The sequence below is a fragment of the Vicingus serpentipes genome (assembly GCF_007993035.1).
Taxonomy (GTDB): domain Bacteria; phylum Bacteroidota; class Bacteroidia; order Flavobacteriales_E; family Vicingaceae; genus Vicingus; species Vicingus serpentipes.
The window spans coordinates 131,128-157,497 of sequence record NZ_VOOS01000004.1 but is presented as its reverse complement, the minus strand read 5'-3'; the positions used below and the strand labels follow the sequence as shown (position 1 = coordinate 157,497).

Sequence of the window (26,370 nt, the reverse complement as noted above, 5' to 3'; positions counted from 1 at the left end):
CTTTCGTAAACCACCGAACGCCCTATTTGCTATATACAGTGTTATAGCCAGTCTTATTTTCATTTTAGTTTATCCAAAAACCAAAGCTGAATTTTGGCCCCCAATGAATAACCCATTTATTAGGTTCTTTATCGTATGAGAAATATGATCCACCTAATTGCAATCCCATGGAAATCGTAAATCGGTTTTTAGTCTCAAACATATATCCAGGTTCTATGCTTAATGTAGTTGTATAATGACTGTTAATTAAATTCCTTCCAAAACCAATCACCGGCCCTAGGTAGAATCCATAGGGCCTTTCATTTTTAGCTTCCTTGGATTTAATGAAGATTGGCAAAACACTAAAAACTCCAATATCAGAAACTCCATTAGTTGTTCCTCCAAAATGATAATTAACAATCGGTGAAATTTTAATGTTTGTTCTTAAGCCTACAGAAGCTTCAAAAACCACAGGAGCAATATCTAAGTCAAATTCGCCTTTGTCATAGAATGGTTCAACTGTAATGTTTGGCTGAAATCCGATAAAAATAGGAGTGTTAGATTGACTAAAACATTGCCCATAAGTTATCAATGCTAATATGGTTATGAATATTATTTTTTTCATTTTCAATTGGTTATAACGCCTGTCTAAGTCGCGTTTCAATGCGATTTAATCGGTTGATAAATGAAGGTAGCTGATTTTTATGAGAAAGTCAAGAGCAAATCCGCAATTACTTTCGGAAAGTGTTCATATTCTAAAGCATGAATTTTTGAAGCTACTTCCTCAAAAGTATCCGTTGGTAAAACTTTACATTTAGCTTGGAAAATAACTTTGCCCTCATCGTAATGTTGGTTTACAAAATGTATGGTAATACCTGTTTCGGTTTCTTTATGTTCTACTACTGCCTTGTGCACATTGTCGCCAAACATTCCTTTGCCGCCATATTTTGGTAATAATGCCGGATGTATGTTTACAATTTTATTGGGAAAAGCTTCAATTAAATTTTCTGGTATTAACCATAAAAAACCAGCCAACACTACTAAATCAATGTTGTTTTCTTGTAATAGCTTTACAATTTCATTGGTGTTTTTAAAAGCATTTTTATCAAAAACAACAAAAGGAATATTTAACCGATTAGCTCGTTCAATAACACCAGCGGTAGGGTTGTTAGTTAAAATTAACGATATGGTTACTTTGTCATTATTTTTAAAATAATTAAAAATATTCTCAGCATTAGAACCACTACCCGAAGCAAAAACAGCTATTTTTTTTGTCATTTTTTTTACTAATTTCAATACCTCAAAAGTAACTATTATGGAAGATAAATTTATCCCTTATAAAAGAAAAGAGATTAAACCCCAAGAGCAGTTAATAAAAAGTGAAGAGTACTTTAATTGGTTAGATCAAAGAAGAACTGTACGAGATTTTTCTGATGAACCTGTAGATATTAAAGTAATTGAAAACATTATAAAAGCAGCTTCCACAGCACCATCGGGCGCGCACAAACAACCTTGGACATTTTGTGTGGTAGCAAATCCAGAAATGAAAAAGAAAATACGTGAAGCTGCCGAAAAAGAAGAATATGAAAACTACCATGGAAGGATGAGCGAGCGATGGCTAAAAGATTTGGAAACATTTGCTACCGATTGGCACAAACCTTTTTTAGAAACAGCACCTTATTTAATTATAGTTTGTAAAAGAGCTTACGAAATGGTTAAAGGAGAAAAAGTGAACAACTATTATGTAAATGAATCTGTTGGCTTGGCTACAGGGATGCTTTTAACAGCAATACATAATGCAGGCTTAATCGCATTAACGCACACACCAAGTCCAATGAATTTTTTAACCAAACTATTAAATCGCCCAGAAAACGAACGCCCATTTTTATTAATACCTGTTGGCTATCCTTCAAAAGACGCTCAAGTGCCTGATATCAGAAGAAAGCCCCTTGAAGAAGTAATGATTGTGTATTAATAATTCAAAATAATTTGTCTATATTCACAGAAATAATTTTCTTTGCAAACTATTAAGATTAAAAATAAATTTAAAAACTAAATAACATGTCAGATATTAAAGGAAGAGTAGTATCAATTATTGTTGACAAATTAGGTGTTGACGAAAACGAAGTAACAGCTGAAGCTAGCTTCACAAATGATTTAGGAGCTGATTCTCTTGATACAGTTGAATTAATTATGGAATTCGAAAAAGAATTCAATATTGCAATTCCAGATGATCAAGCTGAAAAAATTGCTACTGTTGGAGATGCTGTTAAATACATCGAAGATAACGCTAAGTAATAAGCCTTTATTAGGTTAAATGAAATTGCTTTGAATATCTAATTCAAAGCTTTTTCTGTTTTATATTATCAATATTTAATGTTTCTTAAATGGAATTAAGAAGAGTAGTAGTAACAGGTATAGGAGCCATAACTCCTCTAGGAAAAACTTTTCCTGAAACATGGGAAAATCTTAAAAAAGGGGTTAGTGGATGTGCGCCTATAACTCGATTTGATGCATCAAAATTCAAAACACAATTTGCTTGTGAAGTTAAAGATTATGATGTTGCAGATTATTTTGATAGAAAAGAAGCAAGAAAAATTGACCCTTACACACAATTTGCTTTAATAGCAGCTAAAGAAGCTGTAGCTGATTCTAAAATTGATTTAGAAACGGTGAATAAAGATAGAGTTGGTGTTATTTGGGGTTCTGGTATTGGAGGAATTAAAACATTCCAAGATGAAGTTTCAAACTTTGTTGGTGGAGATGGAACTCCTCGATTCAATCCATTTTTTATTCCTAAAATGATAGCTGATATAGCTTCAGGATTAATATCTATGGAATATGGTTTTAGAGGACCAAACTTTACAACAGTTGCGGCTTGTGCTTCTTCTACCAATGCATTAATAGATGCTTTTAACTATATCAGATTAGGAAAAGCAGACGTTTTTGTTTCAGGGGGTTCTGAAGCTTCTATTTATGAAGCTGGAATGGGAGGTTTTAATGCAATGCATGCCTTATCAACTAGAAACGATTCTCCAGAAACGGCTTCTCGTCCTTTTGATAAAGAAAGAGATGGGTTTGTAATGGGAGAAGGTGGAGTTTCTGTTATTCTTGAAGAATATGAGCACGCAATTAAAAGAGGAGCAACAATTTATGCTGAAATAGTTGGTGGAGGAATGTCTGCTGATGCTCACCATATGACAGCACCTCATCCAGAAGGATTAGGAGCTAAAAACGTAATGTTAGCTGCTTTAGATGATGCTGGATTAAAACCAGAAGATATTGATTATATCAATGTTCACGGAACATCTACTCCATTAGGAGATGTTGCTGAATCTCAAGCTATTTTAAGTGTATTTGCTGATCATGCTTATAACTTAAATATTAGTTCAACAAAATCAATGACAGGCCATTTATTAGGTGCAGCAGGGGCTATTGAGGCAGTTGCAACATTAATGGCTGTTAAAGAAAATATAGTGCCTCCAACGATTAATCACTTCACAGATGATGAAGCATTTGACCCTAAATTAAACTTTACGTTTAATAAGGCTCAAAAGAGAGAAGTTAGAGCTGCTTTAAGTAATACTTTTGGTTTCGGAGGCCACAATGCTTCTGTAATATTTAAAAAGTATGAAGCTTAAGATTACTTTTCCCATAAAAGGTTAACCCTTTATGGCAATAAATTTCTTTAAAAAAAAATCTGAATATGCGCTCAAACTTGAGCGCATATTAGGTTTTTATCCCGATAAAATATCTTTATACGAACAAGCGTTTACTCATAAATCTATATTAATAGATGAAGATAAACAGCCTTTCGAAAGTAATGAGCGCCTCGAATTTTTAGGAGATGCAATACTCGATGCTGTAATTTCAAATTATATTTATTCAAAGTTTCCATTTAAAGATGAAGGCTTTTTAACCCAATTGAGATCTAAATTAGTTAGAAGACAATTTCTAAATAATTTAGCTGAAAAAATTGGATTAACTGAGTTAGTTATTTCTAATCTCGATAGAGAATCAAAGTCGATTTATGGCGATGCTTTAGAAGCTTTAATTGGTGCTATTTTTTTAGATAAAGGCTACAATAAAGCTGAATTTTTCATTTTAAATAAATTACTTCAAAATCACGTTGAATTGAATGAAGTAATTGAAAATGAAACTGATTTTAAGAGTAGAGCAATAGAATGGGCTCAAAAAAATAAACTAAAATTTGAGTTTGAAATTGAAGAGATAGAGCAAGGACAATCTAAAATTTATTTAGCAAAGCTATTTATTGAAAATCAACTAAAGGGTAAAGGTGAAGCTATAAGCAAAAAGAAAGCAGAACAATTAGCTGCGGAACAATTCCTTAAAGAGAAAGAAGATTAATTACAACCCAGCTTCTTTTAACTCTGAATTAATGATATTATAAACTTTACTTTGAAGTGTTGGAATATCTTCTTCTGTCATACCAATCGTAGAAATTGGCTCATGAATTACCACCTTTGCAATTCCTGGACTTGCTTTACCAGAAAATAAACCTTTCATTTCTAATCGTTTATAGTTGCTAGGCATTGTTATTGGAACAATTGGTACTTGCTTGTCAATAGCTAATTTAAAAGCACCGACTTTAAATCTACCTAATATTGGAGCGTTGTCAGGAATTGTTCCCTCAGGAAACATAACAACACTATGTCCTTTGTCGATTTCAGTTGCACATCTATCCATTGCTCTTTTACCTGACATGCTACTTTTTCTATCAACAGTTACATTCATTTTTTTGAAGAAAATATTGAAAACAGGCACGCTTGCAAGTTCTTTTTTCCCCATAAATACAAAGTACTCGGAAAAGGTTTGATATAATATTACAATATCTAAATAGGAAGAATGATTTGGAGCGTAAACATACGCTTGTCCTTTTTGTAAATAATGTTTGTTTTTAACAGTTGTAAATATTCCTGAAATATACATCAGTAAACCAGTATGCCAGCGGAGCAATTTAAAACCTTTGTGAAAATGTTTGTCATTTAATAGAAAAACTAAATAAATAGGGTAAAGAATTAATAGGAGTAAAGTAAACCAAAAAAAAATATAGATTTTCCATAGCCCTCCAATGATTTCTTTAATTTTTTTCATAAGCAGCAAAGGTAAAAAAAACAAAGTACTAAATAGCTATTCAAAAAATATCTTAGAATTTACTCTTAAAAAGCTATTTTTGCAACATGGCAAGAATATTAACAGGGGTTCAAAGTACAGGAACACCACACTTAGGAAATTTATTAGGGGCAATATTACCAGCTATAGAAATGGCAAATAACCCTAAAAATGATGCGTTTTTATTTATAGCGGATATGCATTCGCTTACGCAAATAAAAGATGCGAAAACATTAAAAGAAAACACCAATAACACTGCAGCTGTATGGTTGGCTTGTGGATTAAATCCAGAAACAACTGTTTTTTATCGTCAGTCTGATATTCCTGAGGTGGCAGAATTGTCTTGGTATTTAAGTTGTTTTTTCCCTTATCAAAGATTAACATTAGCTCATTCATTTAAAGATAAAGCTGATAGATTAGAGGATGTGAACTCTGGATTATTTACTTATCCAATGTTGATGGCTGCTGATATATTATTATATGACGCAGAACTTGTTCCTGTAGGGAAAGACCAATTGCAGCATTTAGAAATGACAAGAGATGTTGCCAATCGCTTCAATCATCAGATGGGAGATACTTTAGTTCCGCCAGAGGCTAAAATTCAAGAAGATACGATGTTGATTCCTGGTATCGATGGTGCAAAAATGAGTAAATCAAAAAATAACATTATTAATATTTTCTTAAACGATAAACAATTAAGAAAACAAATAATGAGTATTGAAACAGATAGTACTCCGCTAGAAGAACCTAAAAATCCAGATACTTGTAATGTGTTTGCAATTTTTAAATTGGTAGCAACTCATGAACAAATAGCTGATTTAAAAGCTAAATATTTAGCAGGTAATTTTGGTTACGGACATGCTAAACAAGAATTGTTTGAATTAATTTGCCACCGATTTAAAGCAGAAAGAGAACGATTTAATTATTATATTGAGAATCTAGATGAATTGGAAAAAGAGCTTCAAATAGGAGCTGAAAAAGCAAGAAAAGTGGCTCGACCAGTTTTAAAAAGAGTTAGAGAAAGGTTAGGATATTAAAATTAAGGTTAGTTATTATAAAAAAGGCTTGATACATGTGTATCAAGCCTTTTTTTGTTTAGATGTGTGATAATTATTGAATTACCATTTTGTATGTTTCTGTTCCATTTTCAGTTGAAATAGAAACAAAATATAATCCTTTAGCTTTATTGCTTAAGTCTATTATTGTATTATTTCCTGAAATATTGTTTTGGTAAACAACTTCTCCAGTAATACTCATAACATTTACAGAAGTATTTTTAACAGTTCCAACAATAGTAAATATACCAGTTGTTGGATTTGGGTAGATACTGATGTTGTTTGCTAACATATTATCCTCAATAGCAGTTGCGATATCAACAGTTACATCATCAACATAAATTCTAAACATATCGGCATCACTGTAATTGTGGAAACCAACATAATAAGAACCAGTTGTAGGAGGAGTGAATAGTGCTGTTGCAGTTTGATAAGTTGTATTTGTCATAGTAGAATCAAATAATAAATCAGTCATACCAGCAACATTTTGTCCAGCACCATACATTACTTTTAATTTTTCAGGGAATGTACTACCAGCCACACTAAATGCAAATGATAATTGGTAAGTTACACCACCTGTCAATTGTAATTCAGGAGTAAAAGCCCAATCATTTGCAGCTTCTGCTGAATTCCATCTTACTTGCATTGCATTGGCACCTGAATTTGGTTGATTTGTACCTGTTTCCCAAGTATATGCATCTGCATTAGCATTATCAACAATCCAACCACAAGGCATATTTGGTGTAGTTTCTCCATCAAAATCCTCTGTCCACGGGAATGTAGTAATCGGTGAAGCAACACAAGGCGTCATAAATGTAAATGGACCAACCCAAACACTTGTATCTCCAGCACCACAAATAGATCTTACATAAAAATCGTAAGGAGTTTCTGGCATTAAAGGCATAGATAAATAAGGATTTGAAGAGGTTACTTCAGAAAAACCAGAACCTAAAGAGAACCCTAGATTCCCCCATTCTACTTGCCATGATGTTGCAGAACCATTTTCAGACCATCCAATTAAAGCATCAGTTGGGTTAATAGCCAAAGCCATTATAGCACTAGGTGCTTGACAAGAAACGGTTGTTGTAAAAGAAAATGGGCCAACCCAAGTACTTGTTCCAGAACCACCGCAATCAGCTTGAACATAAAATTCATAAGATGTTTCTGGGATTAAACCTGTTAAATTGTATGGATTTGAAGATGTTCCTGTAATCATATTTCCTGTACCAGGAGAAAAGCCAGTTGTGTCCCATTCAATATCCCAAGTAGAAGCAGTTCCATTTTCAGTCCAACCTAAATCAGCAGAAATGCCATCAATATTTATTGCAATTAAAGAGGATGGAGCTGGACAGGTTGGTGGAATTCTAATTTCAAAATCATTGATATGAAAATCAAAATCTTCAGTATCATCAATAGAACCTTCAGTTGCCCATATTGCAAACTGATTATTAATTCCTGTATAGGCAGATAAATCTATAGTATATGCAGACCCTGTATTCGTTGGTTGATTATTCACATCCCATGTGTAAATCGCTGACCAGTTAATCCCACCATCAACAGATAATAATACTTGAACAGTGTCATCAGACCCCATATTGATAGACGCTGTACCATTATATGAGGTAACTCCAGCATTAATCGCTAATTCCCAACCTCCAGCAGATAAATCAAATATTGGAGATAACAACCAATCATTAGTTCCAACATTATAAAGGTTAATTTTTACAGCATCATTAGCTGCTCCGATATTTAAATAACGGGTATGATTCCATTCTCCAGTTCCGATACCTGTGTATCCTGTTGTTGGTGTTCCATCACCAGCTTCATTCCAACAATTAGGAGTAAAGATTGTAAAATCTTCTAAATAATTTGGTGTGTATGTTGCACAAGTTGTTGTAAAAGAGAAAGGTCCAACCCAAGCACTTGTACCATTAGCACCACCACAATCAGCTCTTACATAAAACTCATAAGATGTTTCTGGAGATAAACCAGTCAAATTGTATGGATTTGAAGATGTTCCTGTAATCATGTTTCCTGTACTAGGAGTAAAGCCAGTTGTATCCCATTCTATATCCCATGTAGAAGCAATTCCATTTTCAGTCCAAGCTAAATCAGCAGATATCGAAGTAACATTACTTACATTTAAATTGCCTGGTTGAAGACAAGAAGCTGGAGTATACGAGAAAGCTTCAGACGATTCTCTTTCATCATCCATTATTTCCCATGTAGAAGCTGCGTCATTATCAGTCCCATCATCAGGAGAAACCCCTCCATTATTGACAATTAAAATTCCACCTCCAGCTGGAGCTGTTCTTATTTGGTAAGTGGTGCCATCCCAACTATCAGCATATCTATCATAACAATTAATGTAATAAGTTGTGCCATCAACAATAGTAAAGGCACTATCAGTTACAAGACCTTGACCGTCACCATAAGTTCCGTTTCCTTGAGCCCAAAGAACAGCTCCTGTTCCGTTAGGACCATCTGTGATTTCTACCCACTTTTCTGTAGCAAAACTTCCTCCTGAAGTTGTAAGATACAAAGTTGTTTGCGCCATTCCTTGCCAGCTTAAAAGCAAAAGAAATGACATAAAAAATGTATTTTTTTTCATAGGATAAAATTTTATATTGATAATTTAGTTTAATTCGAATTATTAGATTGTTAAATCTATAATCAAATATAAACCATTCTATAAAGAAATAAGATGAGAATTAGACGAGTAGCTATTTAATGTAGTCTAATTATAAGAAAAAATTCTATTTACTCTAGGGGATATTGTTGTTAAAATCTCGTAAGGAATTGTCTCTAATTTTTCAGCCATTTCAACAATAGTGTTGTCCTTTCCGAAAACAACTACATTGTCGCCTGCCTTACATTCAATTCCTGTTACATCAAGCATTAGCATGTCCATACAAATGTTACCAATTATTGGAGCTTTTTTGCCATTAACCATCATACTCCAATTTCCGTTACTTAATCTTCGGTTTAAACCATCAGCATAACCTAATGGTATGGTGGCAATAGACAATTCTTTTGTTGCTTTACCAGCCCTTCCATAACCTACTGTATCTCCTTTAGGTATGGTTTTAAATTGAGAAATTTTAGAGGTTAACGTACTTACTGGCAATAAATTTTGTTGAGTCTCTTTATCAGATGAGAAACCATAAATACCAATTCCTAACCTTACCATATCAAATTGAGCATTATTAAAACGAACAATTCCATGAGAATTTAGGAGGTGCTTTAATATAGGGTAATCAAAAGTTGAGCAGAATTTTTTAGCAGATTGATGAAACAATTGTATTTGTTGATTAGTAAAATCATCAAATTGAGACTCATCTGCTGCAGAAAGATGTGAAAATACACTCTCTACAAAAACTAATGGGTGTGATTTTATTTCTTCAGCAACTTTTTCGAGGTCACGAATATTAAATCCCAAACGATTCATTCCAGTTTCTATTTTAATATTAATAGGATAGGGCTTAATTGGCAATAAATGTTGGTTGGTTTCAATATATTTTAAAAATACATTAAGTGATTTTAATGAGAAAATAACAGGATTTAACTGATGTTTAATTACTAAGTCAAAACTTTCAACTTCTGGGTTCATTACCATGATAGGTAAACCTATCCCAACATTTCTAAGTTCAGCTCCTTCAAAAGTATTTGCAACACCTAAATAATCAACATTGTTTTTCTCTAATAAGTTGGCAATCTCAAAAGTTCCCATACCATAAGAGTAAGCTTTAACCATTACCATTATTTTGGTTGAAGGCTGCAATAGCGACTTAAAGTAATTTAGATTCGATTCTAAATTCCTCATGTTGATTTCTAGGGTGGTATCGTAAATTAATTCTTTAATCGGGGCTTATTTTTTTGAGTGAGTATAAAAACATTTTCGGCATAGCGGTTCATAAGCTTCTGTTTCACCTAGCTCAACTAGTTTTTCATTTTCTGAAAACCGGAATGAATGATTTGCTAAATCGCCACATTTCATACAAATAGCATGAACTTTAGTAACATATTCAGCACAAGCCATGATTTTGGGCATAGGTCCAAAAGGCTTTCCTTTAAAATCCATATCTAAACCGGCAACAATAACTCTAACGCCACTATTTGCTAATTGATTGCATACATTAACTAATTCATCATCAAAAAATTGAGCTTCATCAATACCAACAACATCAACGTTATTTGCCAACAATAAAATATTTGAAGATGATGGCACTGGAGTTGAATGAATTTCATTAGCATCATGTGACACTACTTTTTCTTCATCATATCGAATATCAATCTCAGGTTTAAAAATTTCAACTTTTTGTTTTGCAAATTGAGCTCTCTTCATTCTCCTAATAAGTTCTTCTGTTTTACCTGAAAACATTGAGCCACAAACAACCTCTATCCATCCTTTTTTGTTTGTAGTGTTTATATTGTTTTCTAAAAACATGCTTTTATTAGTTGTTTAATTAAGTTTGTTAGAGCTAGATTTTGATTAACTTTATGGTTCATTATAAAACAATTCGAAGTTATGGAAATTCAAGAACTGCGCAAAGAATTTAACCAACTATTAGACAAGATTAATCAACACTCAGATAGATTTACAGACAAAGATTATTTTCCTTCGTTAGAAGCAAGCGTAATGCTATCAAAAATAAATAAACTGCAGGAATTGGCCGCTGTTTTGAAATTTGCAATTGAATTAAATGAGGAGCAGGCCAGCCATAAAAGAAGAAATTATCAACAAGAACAAAGAGAACTAAAGAAAGAAGCAATAATTGAAGAGTTAATTGAGGCACCAGAAGAAGTCCAGATTGAATTAATTGATGAGGCGATTAAAATAGAAGAAGAAAAGGAAGTTATTCCTGTTCAAGAAGCAGAAGAAGCTAAAAAATTGGAAGCTAAAGAAGTAAAAGAGAACGGTCAGAATTCGGTTAGTGATAAATTTTCTCAAACCCCTATTGCGTCATTAAAAGATGCTTTTTCATTAAATGATAGGTATTTGTTTGCCAACGAATTATTTAATAAAGACATGACGCTTTTTAATGAAGCCATAAAAACTTTAGATGCCTGTGAAAATGAAGTAATAGCTATGGGTAAATTAAATGAGTTTGGAGCCACCTATGATTGGGATTTGGAAAACGAGCACTTATTGATGCTTCAAAATAAAGTTCAACGAAGATTTTTATAGTTTTGAAAAAGCAGCTTGTAGGTTTAATTTTTTTAGTTTATGTTTTTTCGGTTGATTTAAATTCACAAAATATTGAATACGCCAGAGAGGTTATAGACACATTAACTTCATCTTATTTTTCGGGAAGAGGTGCTGTAAATAAAGGCGAAAAAAAAGCAGCAGATTATATTGCTAACGAATTTTTAAAAGTAGGGCTCAAACCTATTGCGCAGTCTTTTTTTCAGCCTTTCAATTATTCAATAAATACTTTTCCGAGCACTTTAAAAGTAAAGTTAGAGGATAAAGAATTAATCGCAGGAGTTGACTATTTAGTTGATCCTAAGTCCGTTAAAACGAAAGGTGTTTTTAACCTGGTTTATTATGATAAATCAACTATACCATCAAAAAAGAAGCTTTACAAATTAAAAAAACAAGGGTTTTTTAAGGATAAAATTATTGTTATTGATGATAAAGATGCAACTCAAAAAGAAGAGTTTACAATAATTAAAACTAATGGTATATTAGCTTCAGGTCTTGTTTTTTTAGAAGAAGCAAAGTTAACTCACCATCTTTCAACCATAGTTTCAGATTATGTTGTTTTAAAAGTCTTGAGGAATTCTTTTGACAAAACGGCAACTAAAATTTCAATAGAAATTGATCAAGAATTTATTCCAAACTATACCTCTCAAAATGTTATTGGTAAAATTGTTGGAGCTGAATTCCCGGACTCTATTATTGTTTTTAGTGCTCATTACGACCATTTAGGAAAAATGGGAAGTGAAGTTTATTTTCCTGGAGCTAACGATAATGCAAGCGGAATAGCAATGTTATTAAATTTAGCTTACTATTACTCATATAAAGAAGTTCCTAAAAAAACAATTGTATTTATGGCTTTTGGTGCCGAAGAAGCAGGAATTATTGGCTCTAAACACTTTGTAGAAAACCCAACTTTCTCATTGGCTAGCATTAATTTTATGATAAATGTTGACATAATGGGAACTGGAGACGAAGGAATTCAAGTGGTTAATGGTTCAGAATTCAAACCTCAGTTTGATAAGTTGGTTGAGATTAACTCTACTAATAATTATTTGAAGCAAGTAAAAATAAGAGGAAAAGCTGCTAATAGTGATCACTATTGGTTCGCAGAAAAAGGTGTGCCAGCAATATTTATATATACTTTGGGAGGAATAAAAGCTTACCATGATGTTTATGATGTTTCTAAAACTTTACCTCTTTCTAAATTTGAAGATTGTTTCAGGTTGCTTACTGATTTTGTAAATGAATTGTAATTACCTTTGCAGCTAAGATTTTTATTATGGCAAAAACTAAAACAGCAGAATCTACAAAAGCAATAATGACAGAATTGGTGCTACCTAATGACACCAATACCCTTGGAAATTTAATGGGAGGAAGATTGTTGCACTGGTTAGATATCTGTGCAGCAATATCAGCTCATCGTTGTTCTAATCGAATTGTTGTTACTGCTGCTGTTAATAATGTTTCTTTTTCTCATCCAATTAAATTAGGTGATATTATTACACTAGAAGCTAAAGTTTCAAGATGTTTTAATTCATCGATGGAAGTAGTGATTGATGTTTTTGTGGAAGACCATAGAACTGGAGCTAAAACAAAATGTAATGATGCTATTTATACTTTTGTTGCAGTTGATCAAATGGGAAGTCCTATAGAAGCTCCAGAAGTAATCCCAGAAACAGAAGAAGAAAAAAGCAGATATGAAGCAGCACTAAGAAGAAGACAGCTCAGCCTTATTTTAGCGGGTAAAATGAAACCAGAAGAGGCAACGGAATTAAAAAAGTTATTTAGTTAGTCTCTTTTTACTAAAAACCAGCTATTTAATAGGTTTTCTTTGTTATATAGCATTGTTTCTTGAGTTTCCCAGTTAATAACATTAGCCCCAGAACCTCTTACGATTGCTTGACCTGCAGCTGTATCCCATTCCATTGTTGGAGCGAAACGAGGATAACTATCAGCAGCTCCTTCAGCAACCATACACAATTTTAATGAACTACCTTTAGAAAGGATGTCTACTTCGTTATGTAATTCTTTTTGTTCGTTTATATAAGTTTCTGTTTCTTCACTCATGTGTGAACGACTGCCGACAACGATATAATTCTTTCTAGTTTGAGGCAAAGGTAATATTTGAGCATTTTGTAATAATTCTTCCAAACTTTTAACTTTTAACCTCATGTTTTCAGCTTTATAAGCTTTTTCATCTGAAAAATATAATTCACCAGTTACTGGAACATAAATCACCCCCATTGTTGATTCTTGGTTTTCAATAAGGGCAATGTTTACAGTAAATTCGCCATTTCTTTTTATAAACTCTTTAGTACCATCTAAAGGATCTACCATCCAAAATTGACTCCAATTTTTTCGTTCGTCATAAGGTATATTTTTCCCTTCTTCACTTAAAACAGGAATAGAAGTACATTCTAATAATTCAACTATTTTTAAATGAGCTCTTTTATCAGCCTCAGTTAAAGGTGACTTATCGTCTTTGTGCTCGATTGCAAAATCAGAGTTGTATACATCTAATATTTCTTTTCCTCCAGCTAGCGCTGCGTTAATTGCATTTAATAATAAGTCTTTTCTATCCATTATTTTTTTCTTTTTCAATTCCAAAATCATATTTATACCAAACTCTTTCGTGAAAATAATAAAGTATCATTTTAGTAATAACCTCTATTCCTCCAACTTTTAAACCTATTAATGGGTTTCCAGAAATTAACCAAGCCAAAAGCATGGTGTCAATAGTTCCAATTACTCTCCATGAAATAGTTTTTAAAAGGTGTCTTTTTCTTGACATTTTAGCTCCGTGCGTTTTTTTAGAATAACCATATTTAAACCATGCGCGTTCATGTAAAAAATATAAAACCATTTTTGTAAGAACTTCTGTACCCCCTATTGATAGACCAACTAAAGGATCTCCAGAAACAATCCAACCAATAATCATGGTGTCAATTGTACCAACTATACGCCATGTCATGGTTTTAGCAAGATGCCTTTTTATTAAAAAGTCTTCTGACATTAATTAAAATAGTTTTTTAGTGTTGGTTCATCAACTAATACGGATAACTCATTTAAAACGTTGTTAGCTAATCTACTCGCTCCAAATCGGAATAAATGATTGTCAAACCATTCTTGCCCAACTGTTTTGTCAATTAATTTTAAATAATTAATTGCTGTTTCAATATCAGAAATACCACCGGCAGGTTTCATTCCTATTTTTTTACTGGTTGCCTTATTAAAATCTTTTATAGCATTAAGCATTACATAAACAGATTTGTACGTAGCTCCTTCACTAATCTTACCTGTTGAGGTTTTAATAAAATCAGCTCCGGCATACATTGCTAAATCGCTTGCAATTCTTATGTTTTTTAGACTTTGCAATTCACCACTTTCAATAATTACTTTGAGGTGAATTTCTCCACAACATTTTTTAATAGCAACAATTTCATCAAACACTTCTTGATACTTCCCCTCTAAAAGTTTTCCTCTAGAAATAACCATATCAATTTCTGTAGCCCCTTCATTTATTGCCCATTCAATTTCTTTAAGTTTAATATCAAGACTTGATTGTCCTGAAGGGAAAGCTCCCGCTACACAAGCTGTGTTAATTTTGGTGCCCTTTAGTTTTTGACTAACTAGTTTAGCAAAAGTTGGATAAACACAAATTGCAGCAACATTAGGTATTTTGTTATACTTTTCTAACCCTAAAACCTTATTACACATGCCTTCTATTTTTAAGGTTGTATCAGCACCTTCTAATGAAGTTAAATCTATTAGGTTTAAAATTAAGGCTAATTCATTTTTTTTATCAGAAATAGGGCTAGTAGAAACTAAAACTTGCTGAATTGATTCATTAATTTCAGAATCAAACGTATAGTTTGGGTTTAAACTAGGAATATCTTTTATGTTTGCAAAAGGAATCATTTAACTCCGTTGTTTTAATTATTAAATTTGTTATTGATATGCAAAATAATTCAAATAATATACATCCTGTTTTTCATAGGATATTACAAAGAAAAGATAAAGAAGCGTTACTTCAACAAAAATCTATTGTAATTTGGTTTACTGGTCTTTCAGGGTCTGGTAAAACCACAATTGCTATTGGGTTAGAAAGGGAGCTTAACAAAAAAAGGATTTTAACTCAAATTTTAGATGGGGATAATGTAAGAACAGGAATCAATAATAATCTTGGCTTTAGCGAAGAAGACAGGACGGAAAACATTAGAAGGATAGCTGAGGTATCGAAATTGTTCTTAAACGCTGGAATAGTTACAATAAATTGCTTTGTAAGCCCTACAGTTGAAATTAGAGAAAAGGCAAAACAGATTATAGGAGAGGAAGATTTTTTAGAGATTTTTGTTAACACACCTTTTGAGGTTTGCGAACAAAGAGATGTGAAAGGGTTATATAAAAAAGCAAGAGCAGGAGAAATTAAAAACTTTACAGGACTAGATGCTCCTTTTGAAGCACCAACTAATCCTTTTTTAGATTTAAAAACAGAAGGGAAAACGGTAGATGAAACTATAGATGAGGTTGTTGCTAAAATATTACCTATTTTATCAGTTTGATGTACAAAAAAATAACGTTTTGTTTTTTATTCTTCACGAGTGTATTTTTTGCAAAAGCTGAAAAAACACAATTTAGTTTTCAAGATACTATTTTCGCTGAAAACAAAGAATTAATTAATGCTGGCGACTCCATTCAGCCTAATAAAAAAGCAGAACGAAAACATGTAAGAGTAAAAGCCATAATATTCACAATATTAACCGGACCTCTTGGAGGACATCGTGTTTATTTAAGAACAAGACCAGGTGCTCCAATAATATATGCTGTTACTTTAGGTGGTTTTGGAATACTACCATTAGTTGATTTAGCCCATCTTATTTTTAAAAAGGATATTTCTTCTTTCGAAGAAAATCCTAAAATTATGATGTGGACTAAATAATTACTCTACAGTTACTGATTTTGCTAAATTTCTTGGTTGATCAACATTACAACCTCTCATTACTGCAATATGATAAGAAAGTAATTGCAAAGGAATAGAAGTTAATAAAGGACTTAATGCATCTTCTGTTTCAGGAACCTCAATAACATGGTCTGCAATGGCTTTAACAGCGGTATCTCCTTCAGTAACTATTGCAATTATTTTTCCATTTCTAGCTTTTACCTCTTCAATATTGCTAACTACTTTTTCATAGTTACCGTGTTTCGTAGCAATAACTACAACAGGCATTTCTTCATCGATTAAAGCTATTGGTCCGTGTTTCATTTCTGCTGCAGGGTAACCTTCAGCATGAATGTAAGAGATTTCTTTTAATTTAAGAGCTCCTTCTAAGGCTACAGGGAAGTTATAGCCTCTACCCAAGTATAAGAAGTTGCGAGCGTCTTTATAAATATCAGAAATATATTTTATTGTTTTATCAGACTCAAGCATGTGAGCTACTTTGTTTGGGATGTTATCTAATTCCACTAACAATTCTCTAAATCTAGATTCTGATAATGTTCCTTTTTTATGGGCAATTGATAATGCCATTAAAGACAAAACGGTTACTTGAGCAGTAAATGCTTTTGTAGAAGCTACTCCAATTTCTGGACCAGCATGAGTGTAAGACCCTGCATGAGTTTCTCTAGAGATGGTTGAACCTACAACATTACAAATACCAATTATTGTAGCGCCTTTTTCTTTTGCTAATTTAATTGCCGCTAAAGTATCAGCAGTTTCTCCTGACTGAGAAATTGCTATTACTACATCGTTTTCATTTATAATGGGATTTCGATATCTAAATTCAGACGCATATTCAACTTCAACAGGAATTCTTGCTAGGTCTTCAAATAAATATTCGCCAACTAAGCCAGCATGCCACGAAGTACCGCAAGCAACAATAATAATTCGCTGAGCATTAATTATTTTTTGTTCGTATTCTCTAATTCCACCAAGAGAAATAATTCCTTTATTTAAATCTATTCTTCCTCTCATACTATTACGTATAGATTGAGGTTGTTCATAGATTTCTTTTATCATGAAATGATCGTAACCACCTTTTTCAATGGCCTCGAGTTGCATTTCTAATTCTTGAATATATGGTGTTTTTTGTTGATTTTTTATGTTTAATAAACGAAGATCTTCTCCTCTTTGCATAATAGCAATCTCTTCATCATTAAGGTAAACTACATTTCTTGTGTATTCAACAATTGGTGTAGCGTCTGAAGCGATAAAAAATTCATCTTTTTCTCCTAATCCAATAACTAACGGGCTACTTTTTTTAGCTGCAATTAATAAATCAGGATTTTCTTTAGACATGATTACGATTGCATAAGCACCGATCACTTCGTTTAAAGCAATTCTTACAGCTTCTTCCAAATCAACATTAGTTTTTTCCTGAATATCTTCTATTAAGTGAATTAAAACTTCTGTATCTGTATCACTTTCAAAGACATGCCCTCTAGAAATCATTTCTGCTTTTAAAGAGGCGTAGTTTTCAATAATTCCGTTATGGATAATTGCTAATTTATTTGATCCAGAATAATGAGGATGAGCATTTTTATCATTGGGAGCACCATGTGTTGCCCACCTAGTATGACCAATGCCGACACTACCACTAACATCCTTTCCGTTAGCAAAATTCTCTAACTCAACAACTTTACCTTGCTTTTTATAAAGATGTATTTCATTGTTGCTTAACAATGCTACACCAGAACTGTCATAACCTCTGTATTCAAGACGTTGAAGTCCTTTTATTAAAATAGGATAAGCTTGCTTATCTCCAATGTATGCAACTATTCCACACATAGTTATTAAGGTTTAGAATAAGTAATATTTAATTTCATTTTTGAAGTTGGGTGTATAGCAGAATTTAACACCGAGCGGTTAGCAGAAACAGCAGACCCTGTTGCAATTAAGTATAATCCATAATCTTCTTCAGTTCCAGTAATTATTCGTTGAATATGCCGAGCAATATTAAAACTATAAGTTTTATTTTCAGCATCAAGTGTGCCACCAAAATAATCAGTTCCTTCAAAATTATCAATAAGAAAGACTGCATCACCAGATTCATTAATACCAGTTAATGCTAACGTTTGAATTGCTTGAAGTGTAGCGTTAGAATTATCTTTCAATGGGAAAACTATTTCTGCTTTATTAATGATAATATTTTCAATTTTTGCAAGATCTTTTATGTTTGGGATTTCAATTTTAGTTTTTACCCCTCCCATAGATTGAACATAGGTTAAGGTTGAGTCTAAATCAATAGTATTATTTATATGTTTTTCAACATCAGTTCCAGCATAATTATGATCAAATCGGTTGAACTTTTTGCTTTCGGAGTTCATAATAAAACTATAAGAAGTAGTGTCAGAATCATTATGGTAATACAATGTTACAGTTGACAAAGATGAATTAACATCGAAGGATACAATAGCTCCTTTCCCTTTTTGCAATGTTGAAGATGTTACTGATGAAGAAGGTGAAATATAAAGTCCTTTAAAAATAGATTTAAAAGCGTCGTTGTTAGATATTGTTTGACCATCATCTCCTGCATTAAGAATAGTTTGGCCAATTGCATCATTCAATCTTATTCTTAAGTGAGGATCAAATGAAGTAGTATCTTGATTATTAATGACTTTAACCGGAGTTGTGATATATAAGGTGTCATTAAAATTCCCAATAGGAGTTGGGTTGTAATTAATATCTTGAGCAGAATTATATTCATCACCAGAAATTTCTTCAGTGAGTTCATAAACATTAATATCCATTGGAGTGAATAATTCACCGTAAAAGTCTAAAGGACTTTTATACTTTAATGAAAGAACAATAGAGTCAATTATTGCATTATTTCCAAAATTTACATTTGCACCAGAAAGGGTTAGTTCAGAATAGAATGACGCACTACTTAAACCAAAAATAGAATCATTATAAATACCTAAAAGATTAGAGCTTACATTAAAAGTATTGATGGAATCATCTCTTAAAACTTTAGTTGAAATAGATAAGGTATCAGTAAAACTAACAATTAAATTTTCTGAATTAAACTCAGGGTATAATTCCCCATCCTTTTTACATGAAAATAAGGTCGTAAAAAAGATAACGGAAAGCATTAATGCTTTCCGTTTAGTATAAATACGAATAAGAATGTTGTTCATTTTTTAATTGTGTATTACTTCTACAGACTCTAAGATCTCATCATAAAAATTAGAGTGATCATCTACGAAACAATCTTTGTCTTGACAATCAAATTTAGGCTTTTCAGTCTTATCAAAAGCCGCTTGTAAATCTGGATGAATGTTTTCGCTTGCTTTAACAATAGCATCTGAAGCGTTAATTGCAGCTATATTTAAGTCAACAAAAGATGTTTTTTTATAATCAGCAATAGCATCTTCATTAATACCTTCCATTAAAGCTTTGTTAGCAAATTCAGGATTAAGTGGGTTTTCAAATTCATTGTCATATAAAGAAAAAACAACTTTTGAATTTTCAAAAATAGGATCTTTGCTATATGATGTTTTAATATACAAAGGAACTAAACTAGTCATCCACCCGTGGCAATGGATAATATCTGGAACCCAACCAAGTTTTTTAACAGTTTCTAAAACACCTCTTGCAAAGAAAATTGCTCTTTCATCGTTATCATCAAAAAACTTACCAGTTTCTTTGTCATGAAAAACAGCTTTTCGTTGAAAAAAGTCTTCGCTATCAATAAAATAAACCTGCATTCTTGCTGGCTGAATTGAGCCAACTTTAATAATTAAAGGGTGGTCGTTATCATTAATGATTAAATTCATTCCTGATAAACGGATAACTTCATGCAATTGATTTCTACGTTCATTAATACAGCCAAATTTTGGCATAAACGTTCTAATTTCTTTACCTGCTTCTTGTATTCCTTGGGGTAAGTGACGGCCGATTAGTGATAATTCTGTTTCTTCTAAATAAGGGGTAATTTCTTGGGAAATAAATAAAATTTTCTTCTTCTTCATATAACAGTTTATAGAAATGAGTTGCAAAAGTACGATATTTTCAGCTGTAAGTCAAGTTTTAAATAGAGGTTAGATGTGTTAAAAATCTATAATTACATTATTAATTATTTATTTTGCGGAAAAATTGAACTAATAAATAGATGTTAATCTTTGAAAGTGTAAGCAGCTTGCAGCAATATTTGCAAGAAAACGCAAACAAATCTATCGGATTTGTACCAACAATGGGAGCCTTGCATAATGGGCACTTATCATTGATTGATGCATCTCAAAAAAAATGTGACTTAACTGTTTGTAGCATTTTTGTTAATCCCACTCAATTTAACAAAAAAGAAGACTTAGAAAAATACCCTCGCAACGTTGAGCAAGACTTAAGGTTATTGGAACAGCAAAGATGTGATGTTGTTTTTTTGCCAACAGTTGAGGAAATGTATGATGATTATACATTTAAAGAATTCGATTTTGGCGCTTTAGGAAATGTAATGGAAGGAGAACACCGACCGGGTCATTTTAATGGTGTTGCAAATGTGATCCAACGATTTTTCGAAATTATTAATCCTACTTATGCATTTTTTGGAGAAAAAGATTTTCAGCAACTAGCAATAGTAAAGGCATTAGTAAATCAAATAGATAGTCCAACAAAAATTATTGGGTGTCCTATTTTGAGAGAGAAAACAGGGCTTGCAATGAGCTCAAGAAATGAAAGGCTTAGTAAAGAAGAAAGAGATGAGGCTAAAATTATTTTTGAATTGCTTTCAAACATAAAGCATAATTATTCCAGAGGTTCTGTGGAAGAAATGAAAACCTATTTTGCTAATAATTTAGCGAAGTCAAACAAGTTTCAGTTGGAGTATTTTGACATTGCTGACGGTAATACACTTCAGCCTTTATCAGATTGGAGTCAATCTGATTATTGTGTGGCATTTACAGCGGTGAATATGGGTAATGTAAGGTTGATAGATAATATCACAATATTTAATTAATTTTGCTTCCAATTATGCAAGTACAAGTAGTAAAATCTAAAATTCACAGGGTTAGAGTAACCGAAGCTGATTTAAATTATATTGGCAGCATTACCATTGATGAAGATTTAATGGAAGGCGCTAATATTATTGAGGGTGAAAAAGTTCAAATTGTTAATATTAACAATGGCGAACGATTGGAAACATATACGATTAAAGGGCCTAGAGGATCAGGAGAAATATGCCTTAATGGACCTGCTGCTCGTAAAGTTGCAGTTAACGATATCATTATTATTATCTCTTATGGAATTATGGATTTTGAAGAAGCAAAATCATTTAAACCAACATTGATTTTCCCTGATGAAACTACCAATAAATTAAAATAATTACTTTTTGAAAAAAGGACTTATAGCCGCTCTTAAAATTATTATTCCTTTAGGAATAGGAGTGTATCTTACTTGGTTTTTTATTTCGAATCTTACTGATGTTGAACTACAGAATTTAAAAAACGCTTTTTTAAAAGCTGATTATAGATTTATTTTTATAGGTATTATAATTATGCTATTAAGCCATATGAGTAGGGCTTATCGCTGGAAATATTTACTAGCTCCATTAGGACATACTCCAAACTTTTGGAAAATGTACCACAGTGTAATGATTGGATATTTAATAAACCTTACTATTCCTAGATCTGGAGAGGTTGCAAGAGCAGGTTATTATGCTAAATTTCAAAAGAAAGCACCTTTCGAGAAAGTATTTGGAACTATAATAGTTGAGCGAATAATTGATGTTATTATGCTTGGTATTGTAATGGGGATAACATTATATTTTCAAAAAGATGTTGAAGCTTTTAATTCGATTAAAAATACCGGAAATTCTGGAGGAGGAATTCCTACTTGGGGCTATTTTCTAGCTGCTTTGCTTATTGTTGTTGGATTTGTTTTAATTATGAGTGTTCCTAAAATTAAATTAAAAGTTAGGGAAATTTTAAGAGGGTTGTATGAAGGAGTCTCAACTATTCTTCAACTTAAACAACGAACAGCTTATGTTTTACATACTATTTTTATTTGGGTTTGTTATGTTTTAATGCTTTGGGTGTGCTCATTTGCCTTGCCAGAAACTGCAAACTTGAGTATAAATGCTGTTTTTGCTGCTTTTGTTGTAGGTGGGATTGCCATTTCTGCTACTCCAGGAGGTATTGGTTTATATCCATTAATGGTGGCTGCAGTTCTTTCAAATCTATACAACATAGAAAATGCTGAATCGTTTAGTATGCTTGCTTGGACCTCACTTACGGCATTTACTATTTTAGCAGGATTAGTTTCGCTTGTGGCTTTACCGTTTATTAGTAAAAAACAAGCTGCCCTTTCTGAATAAGAAAACACAATTTTTTTTGATTATTTTTTGAAAAGCTGAAAATATCAGCAATCTCATTTTATACTCGTTTCCTTAAAAATAAATACTTTAGCACAAAAAAAGAAAATGTCTCACTTATCTAGCGTTACCAATAAAATAGTTGATTTAAACCAACTTTTAATACAAGTTGAAAACTGGAAAAAAACTAACCAAAAAGTAGTATTTACAAATGGGTGTTTCGATATTTTGCATAGAGGACATGTTGAGTACTTGGCTCAAGCGGCTGATTTTGGAAGTAAATTAATTATTGGGGTTAACTCTGATGCTTCTGTAAAACGACAAGGAAAAGGAGACTCAAGACCTTTGCAAGATGAATATTCTAGAACTTTATTAATTGCAGCGTTAGATTTTGTTGCTGCAGTTGTTGTGTTTGATGATGATACCCCTTTCGATTTAATAAACCAATTACAACCAAACGTATTAATTAAAGGAGGCGATTACGATCCAAAATGTACAGACAAAACTGACAAAAAATACATTGTAGGTTCTGATGTAGTTTTAAATAATGGTGGTGCTGTTGAGGTTATCCAATTTGTACCAGGGTATTCTACTTCAAAAATTGAGGAGAAGTTAAAAAGAAGTTAGATATTTTACTTTATCAGATTAAATATTTTAGATTTTAATCTAACGGCTTTTAAAACCTTTTAATGAACTCTATAGTTATGGCAAATTGGCTTAATCCTTCAGGGCGCAACTTCCTAGCAATTAAAGGAAATCCAGTAGATATTTCTATTGCTGATTTATTATTAATCCGATAATTCACAAAAACATTGGTATTTAAAGTAAGGCCTTTGCTATCTTTAATCTCAACTATTTTTTTTTCTGCATTTGTATACTCATCATTTTTTAAGTGATAAATAGGAAGCAAGCTATAGGTAAACGAAAAATTTTTCATTCTGACTTTAGGGATGTGGTGATAAGAAATTCTCAACAATAGATCTCCCGCACGTTTAAATTTATTTGTAATGGGATATTTAGCTCCTAATTCTTCTTTTGAAAAATTCCCAATCATAAATGTATTTGAGTTCTGAATAAAGGGTTGTTGCCACCCTAGGGGCTTACCAATCTAACCGCTAATACCACTTGGCCGCATTTAAACACGACTTTCTACTTTTATTAGGTTGAAGTAAAAACGCAAATACCGATAGAAAACAGTTAAAACCCTGTACGGTAATCGTGAATTTGGATTAAAGAAATGAAAGAGAATTTAATGTATATTTAAATATCAAAATTAAAACCGAATAAAATAGATCCTGTTAATTTGCTATTACCTATGTTTCTAAATTCGTCATTCCATCCTCCCGCTTTTCTTGAAATTTCGCTTTCTGAAACATTTATATATTGATTTATATGTGACCTAGAAGTTAAAGTTGGACGTATGAAAAAGTTTACTCGATGGTTTAAATAATGATGAAGCCCAATTGAGTTCTTAAAAAACCCACCTACAGTACCAGAACCAGTTTCGGTTTTAAACATGTTAGTAGTTACATTGTTACCAAACATACCAAAGCTAATATTATATTTGATGAAAAAATTTCCACGATTAGATAAATAAGCTTTTGCAGAAATCCCAAACAAAGTAAAACTCCAAAATTTGTAAGATCTTACTCCATTAATATTTTTTCGAACCCCAGTTCCAGCTCTATACTTTGAACCCGTATTTATTTCAGGATAGTAATTATAATCAAATACTAAATTGCCAGCATCAATTCGCTTTGTAAAACTTTTTGTATAAGCAAAAATAAATTCTAGGTTTGTAAATCCCTTACGTGATCTTCTTATTGGTATTCCAATTTCATAATTGATACCATTAGATGTTACATCTATAAAAGGGTTATATCCAATTGAAAGATTAAAATAATTAGATGTTTGTATAATTTTCATTTCTTTATGAATTTTCCTTCCACCTATTTGCCTTGCCTCTTTAGTTTGAGGTCTAACTAATAATTTCCCTACAATCTTATTTTCTAATTTTCCCTGTTTATTTTCAACTATATCGGTTAAATAGTAATAAGAAGTTCGGGATGGTGTTTTTCTTTGAGTCAGGGTCCTGTATGCTCCTTTTAATAATTCATCAAGTGATATTTCTGTTTTATCATCATTTATTGAAATTATTTTTTCACCTTCTTCTTTCGATAAATCTTTAAACCAAATATTATTATTGATTAAAGTATTAACTACTTTTTGAGCATATCTTGGTCCATTTTTTTGCACATTATTATTTGATATAAAATTTAATGGTACCATATCAATATATTCTACAGGAATTTTTAAACTGTCGTATTTAGCGTTTAAATTATTTTTATTTTCTGAATTTTCAAACCAATACTCTTGAGCGTATGATGTAAGGTTCTTTCTTTCAATGTTTATTCTAAAAATAAATAATTTACCGTCTATTTTTACCAAAAAATAAGTGTTTAACATTAGCGCAACACCAACTTCATCTACTGTTCTATCATATGCAAAATCTTCGTTTTTATTTATGCCTTTTTTATGTATAATCTTATCCGAAAATGCATTTAACTTATCAATATCAAACCCTCCATCCTCATTTCTTCCTAGTAATTCTGCAAGTGTGCTTTTAGCATTTAAATTGTTAATAACATACTTACTCAAATACTTTTGCTTATTTGGCCCACCTGTGTAAAACTTCATCGACTTGTAATTGTCATCTTCTTTATTTTCTTCAATTATTAATGATTTTTCGTTAACTAAAATGCCATTATAATTTGCCAGCTCCATTTGTATTCTATTTCCAACACCATGATCAAAAAAATCACCACCATCCATATCTACTAAAGTTAAATAAGGCATAATAAGTTTATCAGATAAATCTTTTGTATAAAAATTTAATTCTGAGTTTACATCATTAATAGAATCGCTTTGAGCGAATAGACTATAAAATGAAAAAATTAAAGTTGTAAGAAAAATATATTTCATATCGTATTTAATTATCGCAAGATATTAAAATAATGAGAATTCTATTTTAAAGAAATAAAGACATTAGAAAGTAGGGTTCTGTAATGACTTTAATTAAAACCCTGTAACGAATCCTGTACCAAAAAGAAACCCCACAAAAGAACACTACTGTTTTTGCGGGGTTTTCGTTTTCTTAATGTTGCCCGACTAGGACAACAAAAATTTTTTCTTGAACATATTGTACTCCAAGAATAGCATCATAAGACCCTAAACTTGTCTGATAGGCCATTGGCATTGAGTTACCTTTATATTTATTATTCGCATCATTAAACGGTATTTTTCCCCCTGCGATAATTCCGAATGATTTTGATAATTTTTGAGACATTGAAAGACTTAGGTCTGAAAAGCCAAATACTTGATTAAGCTCACCGAAACGATATTGCCCATCCATTTTTATTGAAAAACTCAACTGCTTATTAATTTGTCTAGAATAAGCAAGGTATGAATTAAATATCCATACGTTATACCTAGTATTGCCAATAGATATTCCTGTTTTAATATTGTTGCTAAAAGGTTCTATTGTAGCAGTATTTATCAAATTTTGTTCTACATTGTTTTGTTTTATTCCGTCTATACTACAAAAACCAGCATCGCTGCATCCTTGTGCAAAAAAACTATTTGCATAAAAAGTAATAAGAATAAAGGAAGCTATAGAAAAAGTCTTCATGTAAATGAAAAA

General features: G+C 32.0%; 29 protein-coding genes. 14 read left to right on the top strand and 15 right to left on the bottom strand.

Features of this window, described 5'->3' with window-relative positions; genetic code table 11:
* Nucleotides 1-64: 64 nt before the first annotated feature.
* A complete protein-coding gene (locus tag FRY74_RS09545; protein WP_147100896.1) occupies nt 65-604 on the bottom strand; it encodes a hypothetical protein in 540 nt (179 codons plus the stop codon).
* 77 nt (nt 605-681) lie between these two features.
* A complete protein-coding gene (gene purN / locus FRY74_RS09540; protein WP_147100894.1) occupies nt 682-1,257 on the bottom strand; it encodes a phosphoribosylglycinamide formyltransferase in 576 nt (191 codons plus the stop codon).
* A gap of 37 nt (nt 1,258-1,294) precedes the next feature.
* Between purN and FRY74_RS09535 the strand changes: the two genes are divergently transcribed.
* The 4 genes from FRY74_RS09535 (at nt 1,295) to rnc (ending at nt 4,347) form a co-directional block, all read left to right on the top strand.
* The gene (locus FRY74_RS09535; protein WP_147100892.1) at nt 1,295-1,954 is read left to right on the top strand and encodes a nitroreductase family protein; all 660 of its coding nucleotides are present in this window, start codon (nt 1,295-1,297) and stop codon (nt 1,952-1,954) included.
* An 86-nt stretch (nt 1,955-2,040) separates the two neighbouring features.
* Nucleotides 2,041-2,277 carry an acyl carrier protein gene (locus FRY74_RS09530; RefSeq protein WP_147100890.1) on the top strand — a complete coding sequence of 79 codons (237 nt, stop codon included), beginning with the start codon at nt 2,041-2,043 and terminating at the stop codon, nt 2,275-2,277.
* An 89-nt stretch (nt 2,278-2,366) separates the two neighbouring features.
* On the top strand, nt 2,367-3,620 hold the full coding sequence (gene fabF / locus FRY74_RS09525) for a beta-ketoacyl-ACP synthase II (protein WP_147100888.1): 1,254 nt from the start codon (nt 2,367-2,369) through the stop codon (nt 3,618-3,620).
* 31 nt (nt 3,621-3,651) lie between these two features.
* Nucleotides 3,652-4,347 carry a ribonuclease III gene (rnc, locus tag FRY74_RS09520; RefSeq protein ID WP_147100886.1) on the top strand — a complete coding sequence of 232 codons (696 nt, stop codon included), beginning with the start codon at nt 3,652-3,654 and terminating at the stop codon, nt 4,345-4,347.
* Here rnc and FRY74_RS09515 read toward each other — a convergent pair whose 3' ends face one another.
* Entirely contained in the window at nt 4,348-5,094 is a 747-nt protein-coding gene (locus tag FRY74_RS09515) for a lysophospholipid acyltransferase family protein (protein WP_147100884.1), read from the bottom strand.
* An 86-nt stretch (nt 5,095-5,180) separates the two neighbouring features.
* On the opposite strand from FRY74_RS09515, the gene trpS reads away from it, so the two are divergent.
* Complete coding sequence (gene trpS / locus FRY74_RS09510; protein ID WP_147100882.1) at nt 5,181-6,149, top strand: tryptophan--tRNA ligase; 969 nt, start codon at nt 5,181-5,183, stop codon at nt 6,147-6,149.
* Between the two features lie 73 nt (nt 6,150-6,222).
* Here the strand turns inward: trpS and FRY74_RS09505 are convergent, their stop codons facing one another.
* The 3 genes from FRY74_RS09505 to FRY74_RS09495 all read right to left on the bottom strand — a co-directional run bounded on the left by FRY74_RS09505 (nt 6,223) and on the right by FRY74_RS09495 (nt 10,614).
* Nucleotides 6,223-8,778: a fibronectin type III domain-containing protein gene (locus tag FRY74_RS09505; RefSeq protein WP_147100881.1), complete on the bottom strand. Its 2,556-nt coding sequence runs from the start codon at nt 8,776-8,778 to the stop codon at nt 6,223-6,225.
* 126 nt (nt 8,779-8,904) lie between these two features.
* Nucleotides 8,905-9,996, bottom strand: coding sequence for an alanine racemase (alr, locus tag FRY74_RS09500; RefSeq protein WP_223265867.1), 1,092 nt, complete (start codon nt 9,994-9,996; stop codon nt 8,905-8,907).
* A gap of 39 nt (nt 9,997-10,035) precedes the next feature.
* On the bottom strand, nt 10,036-10,614 hold the full coding sequence (locus FRY74_RS09495) for a thymidine kinase (RefSeq protein ID WP_147100877.1): 579 nt from the start codon (nt 10,612-10,614) through the stop codon (nt 10,036-10,038).
* A gap of 81 nt (nt 10,615-10,695) precedes the next feature.
* On the opposite strand from FRY74_RS09495, the gene FRY74_RS12900 reads away from it, so the two are divergent.
* From FRY74_RS12900 to FRY74_RS09480, 3 genes are read left to right on the top strand one after another with little or no spacing between them, the layout of a single operon-like run.
* On the top strand, nt 10,696-11,355 hold the full coding sequence (locus FRY74_RS12900; protein WP_170227999.1) for a hypothetical protein: 660 nt from the start codon (nt 10,696-10,698) through the stop codon (nt 11,353-11,355).
* A 2-nt stretch (nt 11,356-11,357) separates the two neighbouring features.
* On the top strand, nt 11,358-12,623 hold the full coding sequence (locus FRY74_RS09485; RefSeq protein ID WP_170227998.1) for a M28 family metallopeptidase: 1,266 nt from the start codon (nt 11,358-11,360) through the stop codon (nt 12,621-12,623).
* A gap of 26 nt (nt 12,624-12,649) precedes the next feature.
* Nucleotides 12,650-13,162: an acyl-CoA thioesterase gene (locus tag FRY74_RS09480; RefSeq protein ID WP_147100872.1), complete on the top strand. Its 513-nt coding sequence runs from the start codon at nt 12,650-12,652 to the stop codon at nt 13,160-13,162.
* Here the strand turns inward: FRY74_RS09480 and cysQ are convergent.
* The 3 genes from cysQ to deoC are packed head-to-tail and all read right to left on the bottom strand — an operon-like array spanning nt 13,159 to nt 15,288.
* The gene (cysQ, locus tag FRY74_RS09475; RefSeq protein ID WP_147100870.1) at nt 13,159-13,953 is read right to left on the bottom strand and encodes a 3'(2'),5'-bisphosphate nucleotidase CysQ; all 795 of its coding nucleotides are present in this window, start codon (nt 13,951-13,953) and stop codon (nt 13,159-13,161) included. The two genes, FRY74_RS09480 and cysQ, sit on opposite strands and share 4 nt — an antisense overlap.
* On the bottom strand, nt 13,946-14,383 hold the full coding sequence (locus tag FRY74_RS09470) for a DUF2061 domain-containing protein (protein ID WP_147100868.1): 438 nt from the start codon (nt 14,381-14,383) through the stop codon (nt 13,946-13,948). Before FRY74_RS09470 ends, cysQ begins: the two co-directional genes overlap by 8 nt.
* Complete coding sequence (deoC, locus tag FRY74_RS09465; RefSeq protein WP_147100866.1) at nt 14,383-15,288, bottom strand: deoxyribose-phosphate aldolase; 906 nt, start codon at nt 15,286-15,288, stop codon at nt 14,383-14,385. Before deoC ends, FRY74_RS09470 begins: the two co-directional genes overlap by 1 nt.
* A 38-nt stretch (nt 15,289-15,326) precedes the next feature.
* Here deoC and cysC point away from each other — a divergent pair, with 38 nt between their 5' ends.
* Nucleotides 15,327-15,932: an adenylyl-sulfate kinase gene (gene cysC, locus FRY74_RS09460; protein WP_147100864.1), complete on the top strand. Its 606-nt coding sequence runs from the start codon at nt 15,327-15,329 to the stop codon at nt 15,930-15,932.
* Nucleotides 15,932-16,309, top strand: a complete 378-nt coding sequence (locus FRY74_RS09455) for an NINE protein (RefSeq protein ID WP_147100862.1) — start codon at nt 15,932-15,934, stop codon at nt 16,307-16,309. Before cysC ends, FRY74_RS09455 begins: the two co-directional genes overlap by 1 nt.
* Here FRY74_RS09455 and glmS read toward each other — a convergent pair whose 3' ends face one another.
* The 3 genes from glmS to FRY74_RS09440 are packed head-to-tail and all read right to left on the bottom strand — an operon-like array spanning nt 16,310 to nt 20,337.
* Nucleotides 16,310-18,154, bottom strand: coding sequence for a glutamine--fructose-6-phosphate transaminase (isomerizing) (gene glmS / locus FRY74_RS09450; RefSeq protein ID WP_147100860.1), 1,845 nt, complete (start codon nt 18,152-18,154; stop codon nt 16,310-16,312).
* Nucleotides 18,155-18,159: 5 nt separating this feature from the next.
* A complete protein-coding gene (locus FRY74_RS09445; RefSeq protein WP_147100859.1) occupies nt 18,160-19,503 on the bottom strand; it encodes a DUF4270 domain-containing protein in 1,344 nt (447 codons plus the stop codon).
* A 3-nt stretch (nt 19,504-19,506) separates the two neighbouring features.
* The gene (locus FRY74_RS09440) at nt 19,507-20,337 is read right to left on the bottom strand and encodes a glycogen/starch synthase (RefSeq protein WP_147100857.1); all 831 of its coding nucleotides are present in this window, start codon (nt 20,335-20,337) and stop codon (nt 19,507-19,509) included.
* A 140-nt stretch (nt 20,338-20,477) separates the two neighbouring features.
* Here FRY74_RS09440 and panC point away from each other — a divergent pair, with 140 nt between their 5' ends.
* The 4 genes from panC to FRY74_RS09420 all read left to right on the top strand — a co-directional run bounded on the left by panC (nt 20,478) and on the right by FRY74_RS09420 (nt 23,297).
* Nucleotides 20,478-21,317, top strand: coding sequence for a pantoate--beta-alanine ligase (gene panC, locus FRY74_RS09435; protein WP_147100855.1), 840 nt, complete (start codon nt 20,478-20,480; stop codon nt 21,315-21,317).
* A gap of 14 nt (nt 21,318-21,331) precedes the next feature.
* Nucleotides 21,332-21,682: an aspartate 1-decarboxylase gene (panD, locus tag FRY74_RS09430; protein WP_147100853.1), complete on the top strand. Its 351-nt coding sequence runs from the start codon at nt 21,332-21,334 to the stop codon at nt 21,680-21,682.
* 7 nt (nt 21,683-21,689) lie between these two features.
* Entirely contained in the window at nt 21,690-22,673 is a 984-nt protein-coding gene (locus FRY74_RS09425; protein WP_147100852.1) for a lysylphosphatidylglycerol synthase transmembrane domain-containing protein, read from the top strand.
* Nucleotides 22,674-22,778: 105 nt separating this feature from the next.
* Nucleotides 22,779-23,297 (top strand): adenylyltransferase/cytidyltransferase family protein, encoded by a 519-nt coding sequence (locus FRY74_RS09420; RefSeq protein WP_147100850.1) that lies wholly within the window; start codon nt 22,779-22,781, stop codon nt 23,295-23,297.
* Between the two features lie 49 nt (nt 23,298-23,346).
* Here the strand turns inward: FRY74_RS09420 and FRY74_RS09415 are convergent, their stop codons facing one another.
* From FRY74_RS09415 to FRY74_RS09405, 3 genes are all read right to left on the bottom strand, one after another.
* Nucleotides 23,347-23,724: a hypothetical protein gene (locus tag FRY74_RS09415; RefSeq protein ID WP_147100848.1), complete on the bottom strand. Its 378-nt coding sequence runs from the start codon at nt 23,722-23,724 to the stop codon at nt 23,347-23,349.
* 206 nt (nt 23,725-23,930) lie between these two features.
* A complete protein-coding gene (locus FRY74_RS09410; protein ID WP_147100846.1) occupies nt 23,931-25,652 on the bottom strand; it encodes a hypothetical protein in 1,722 nt (573 codons plus the stop codon).
* Between the two features lie 172 nt (nt 25,653-25,824).
* Nucleotides 25,825-26,358, bottom strand: a complete 534-nt coding sequence (locus FRY74_RS09405) for a hypothetical protein (RefSeq protein ID WP_147100844.1) — start codon at nt 26,356-26,358, stop codon at nt 25,825-25,827.
* Between the last annotated feature and the right edge of the window lie 12 nt (nt 26,359-26,370).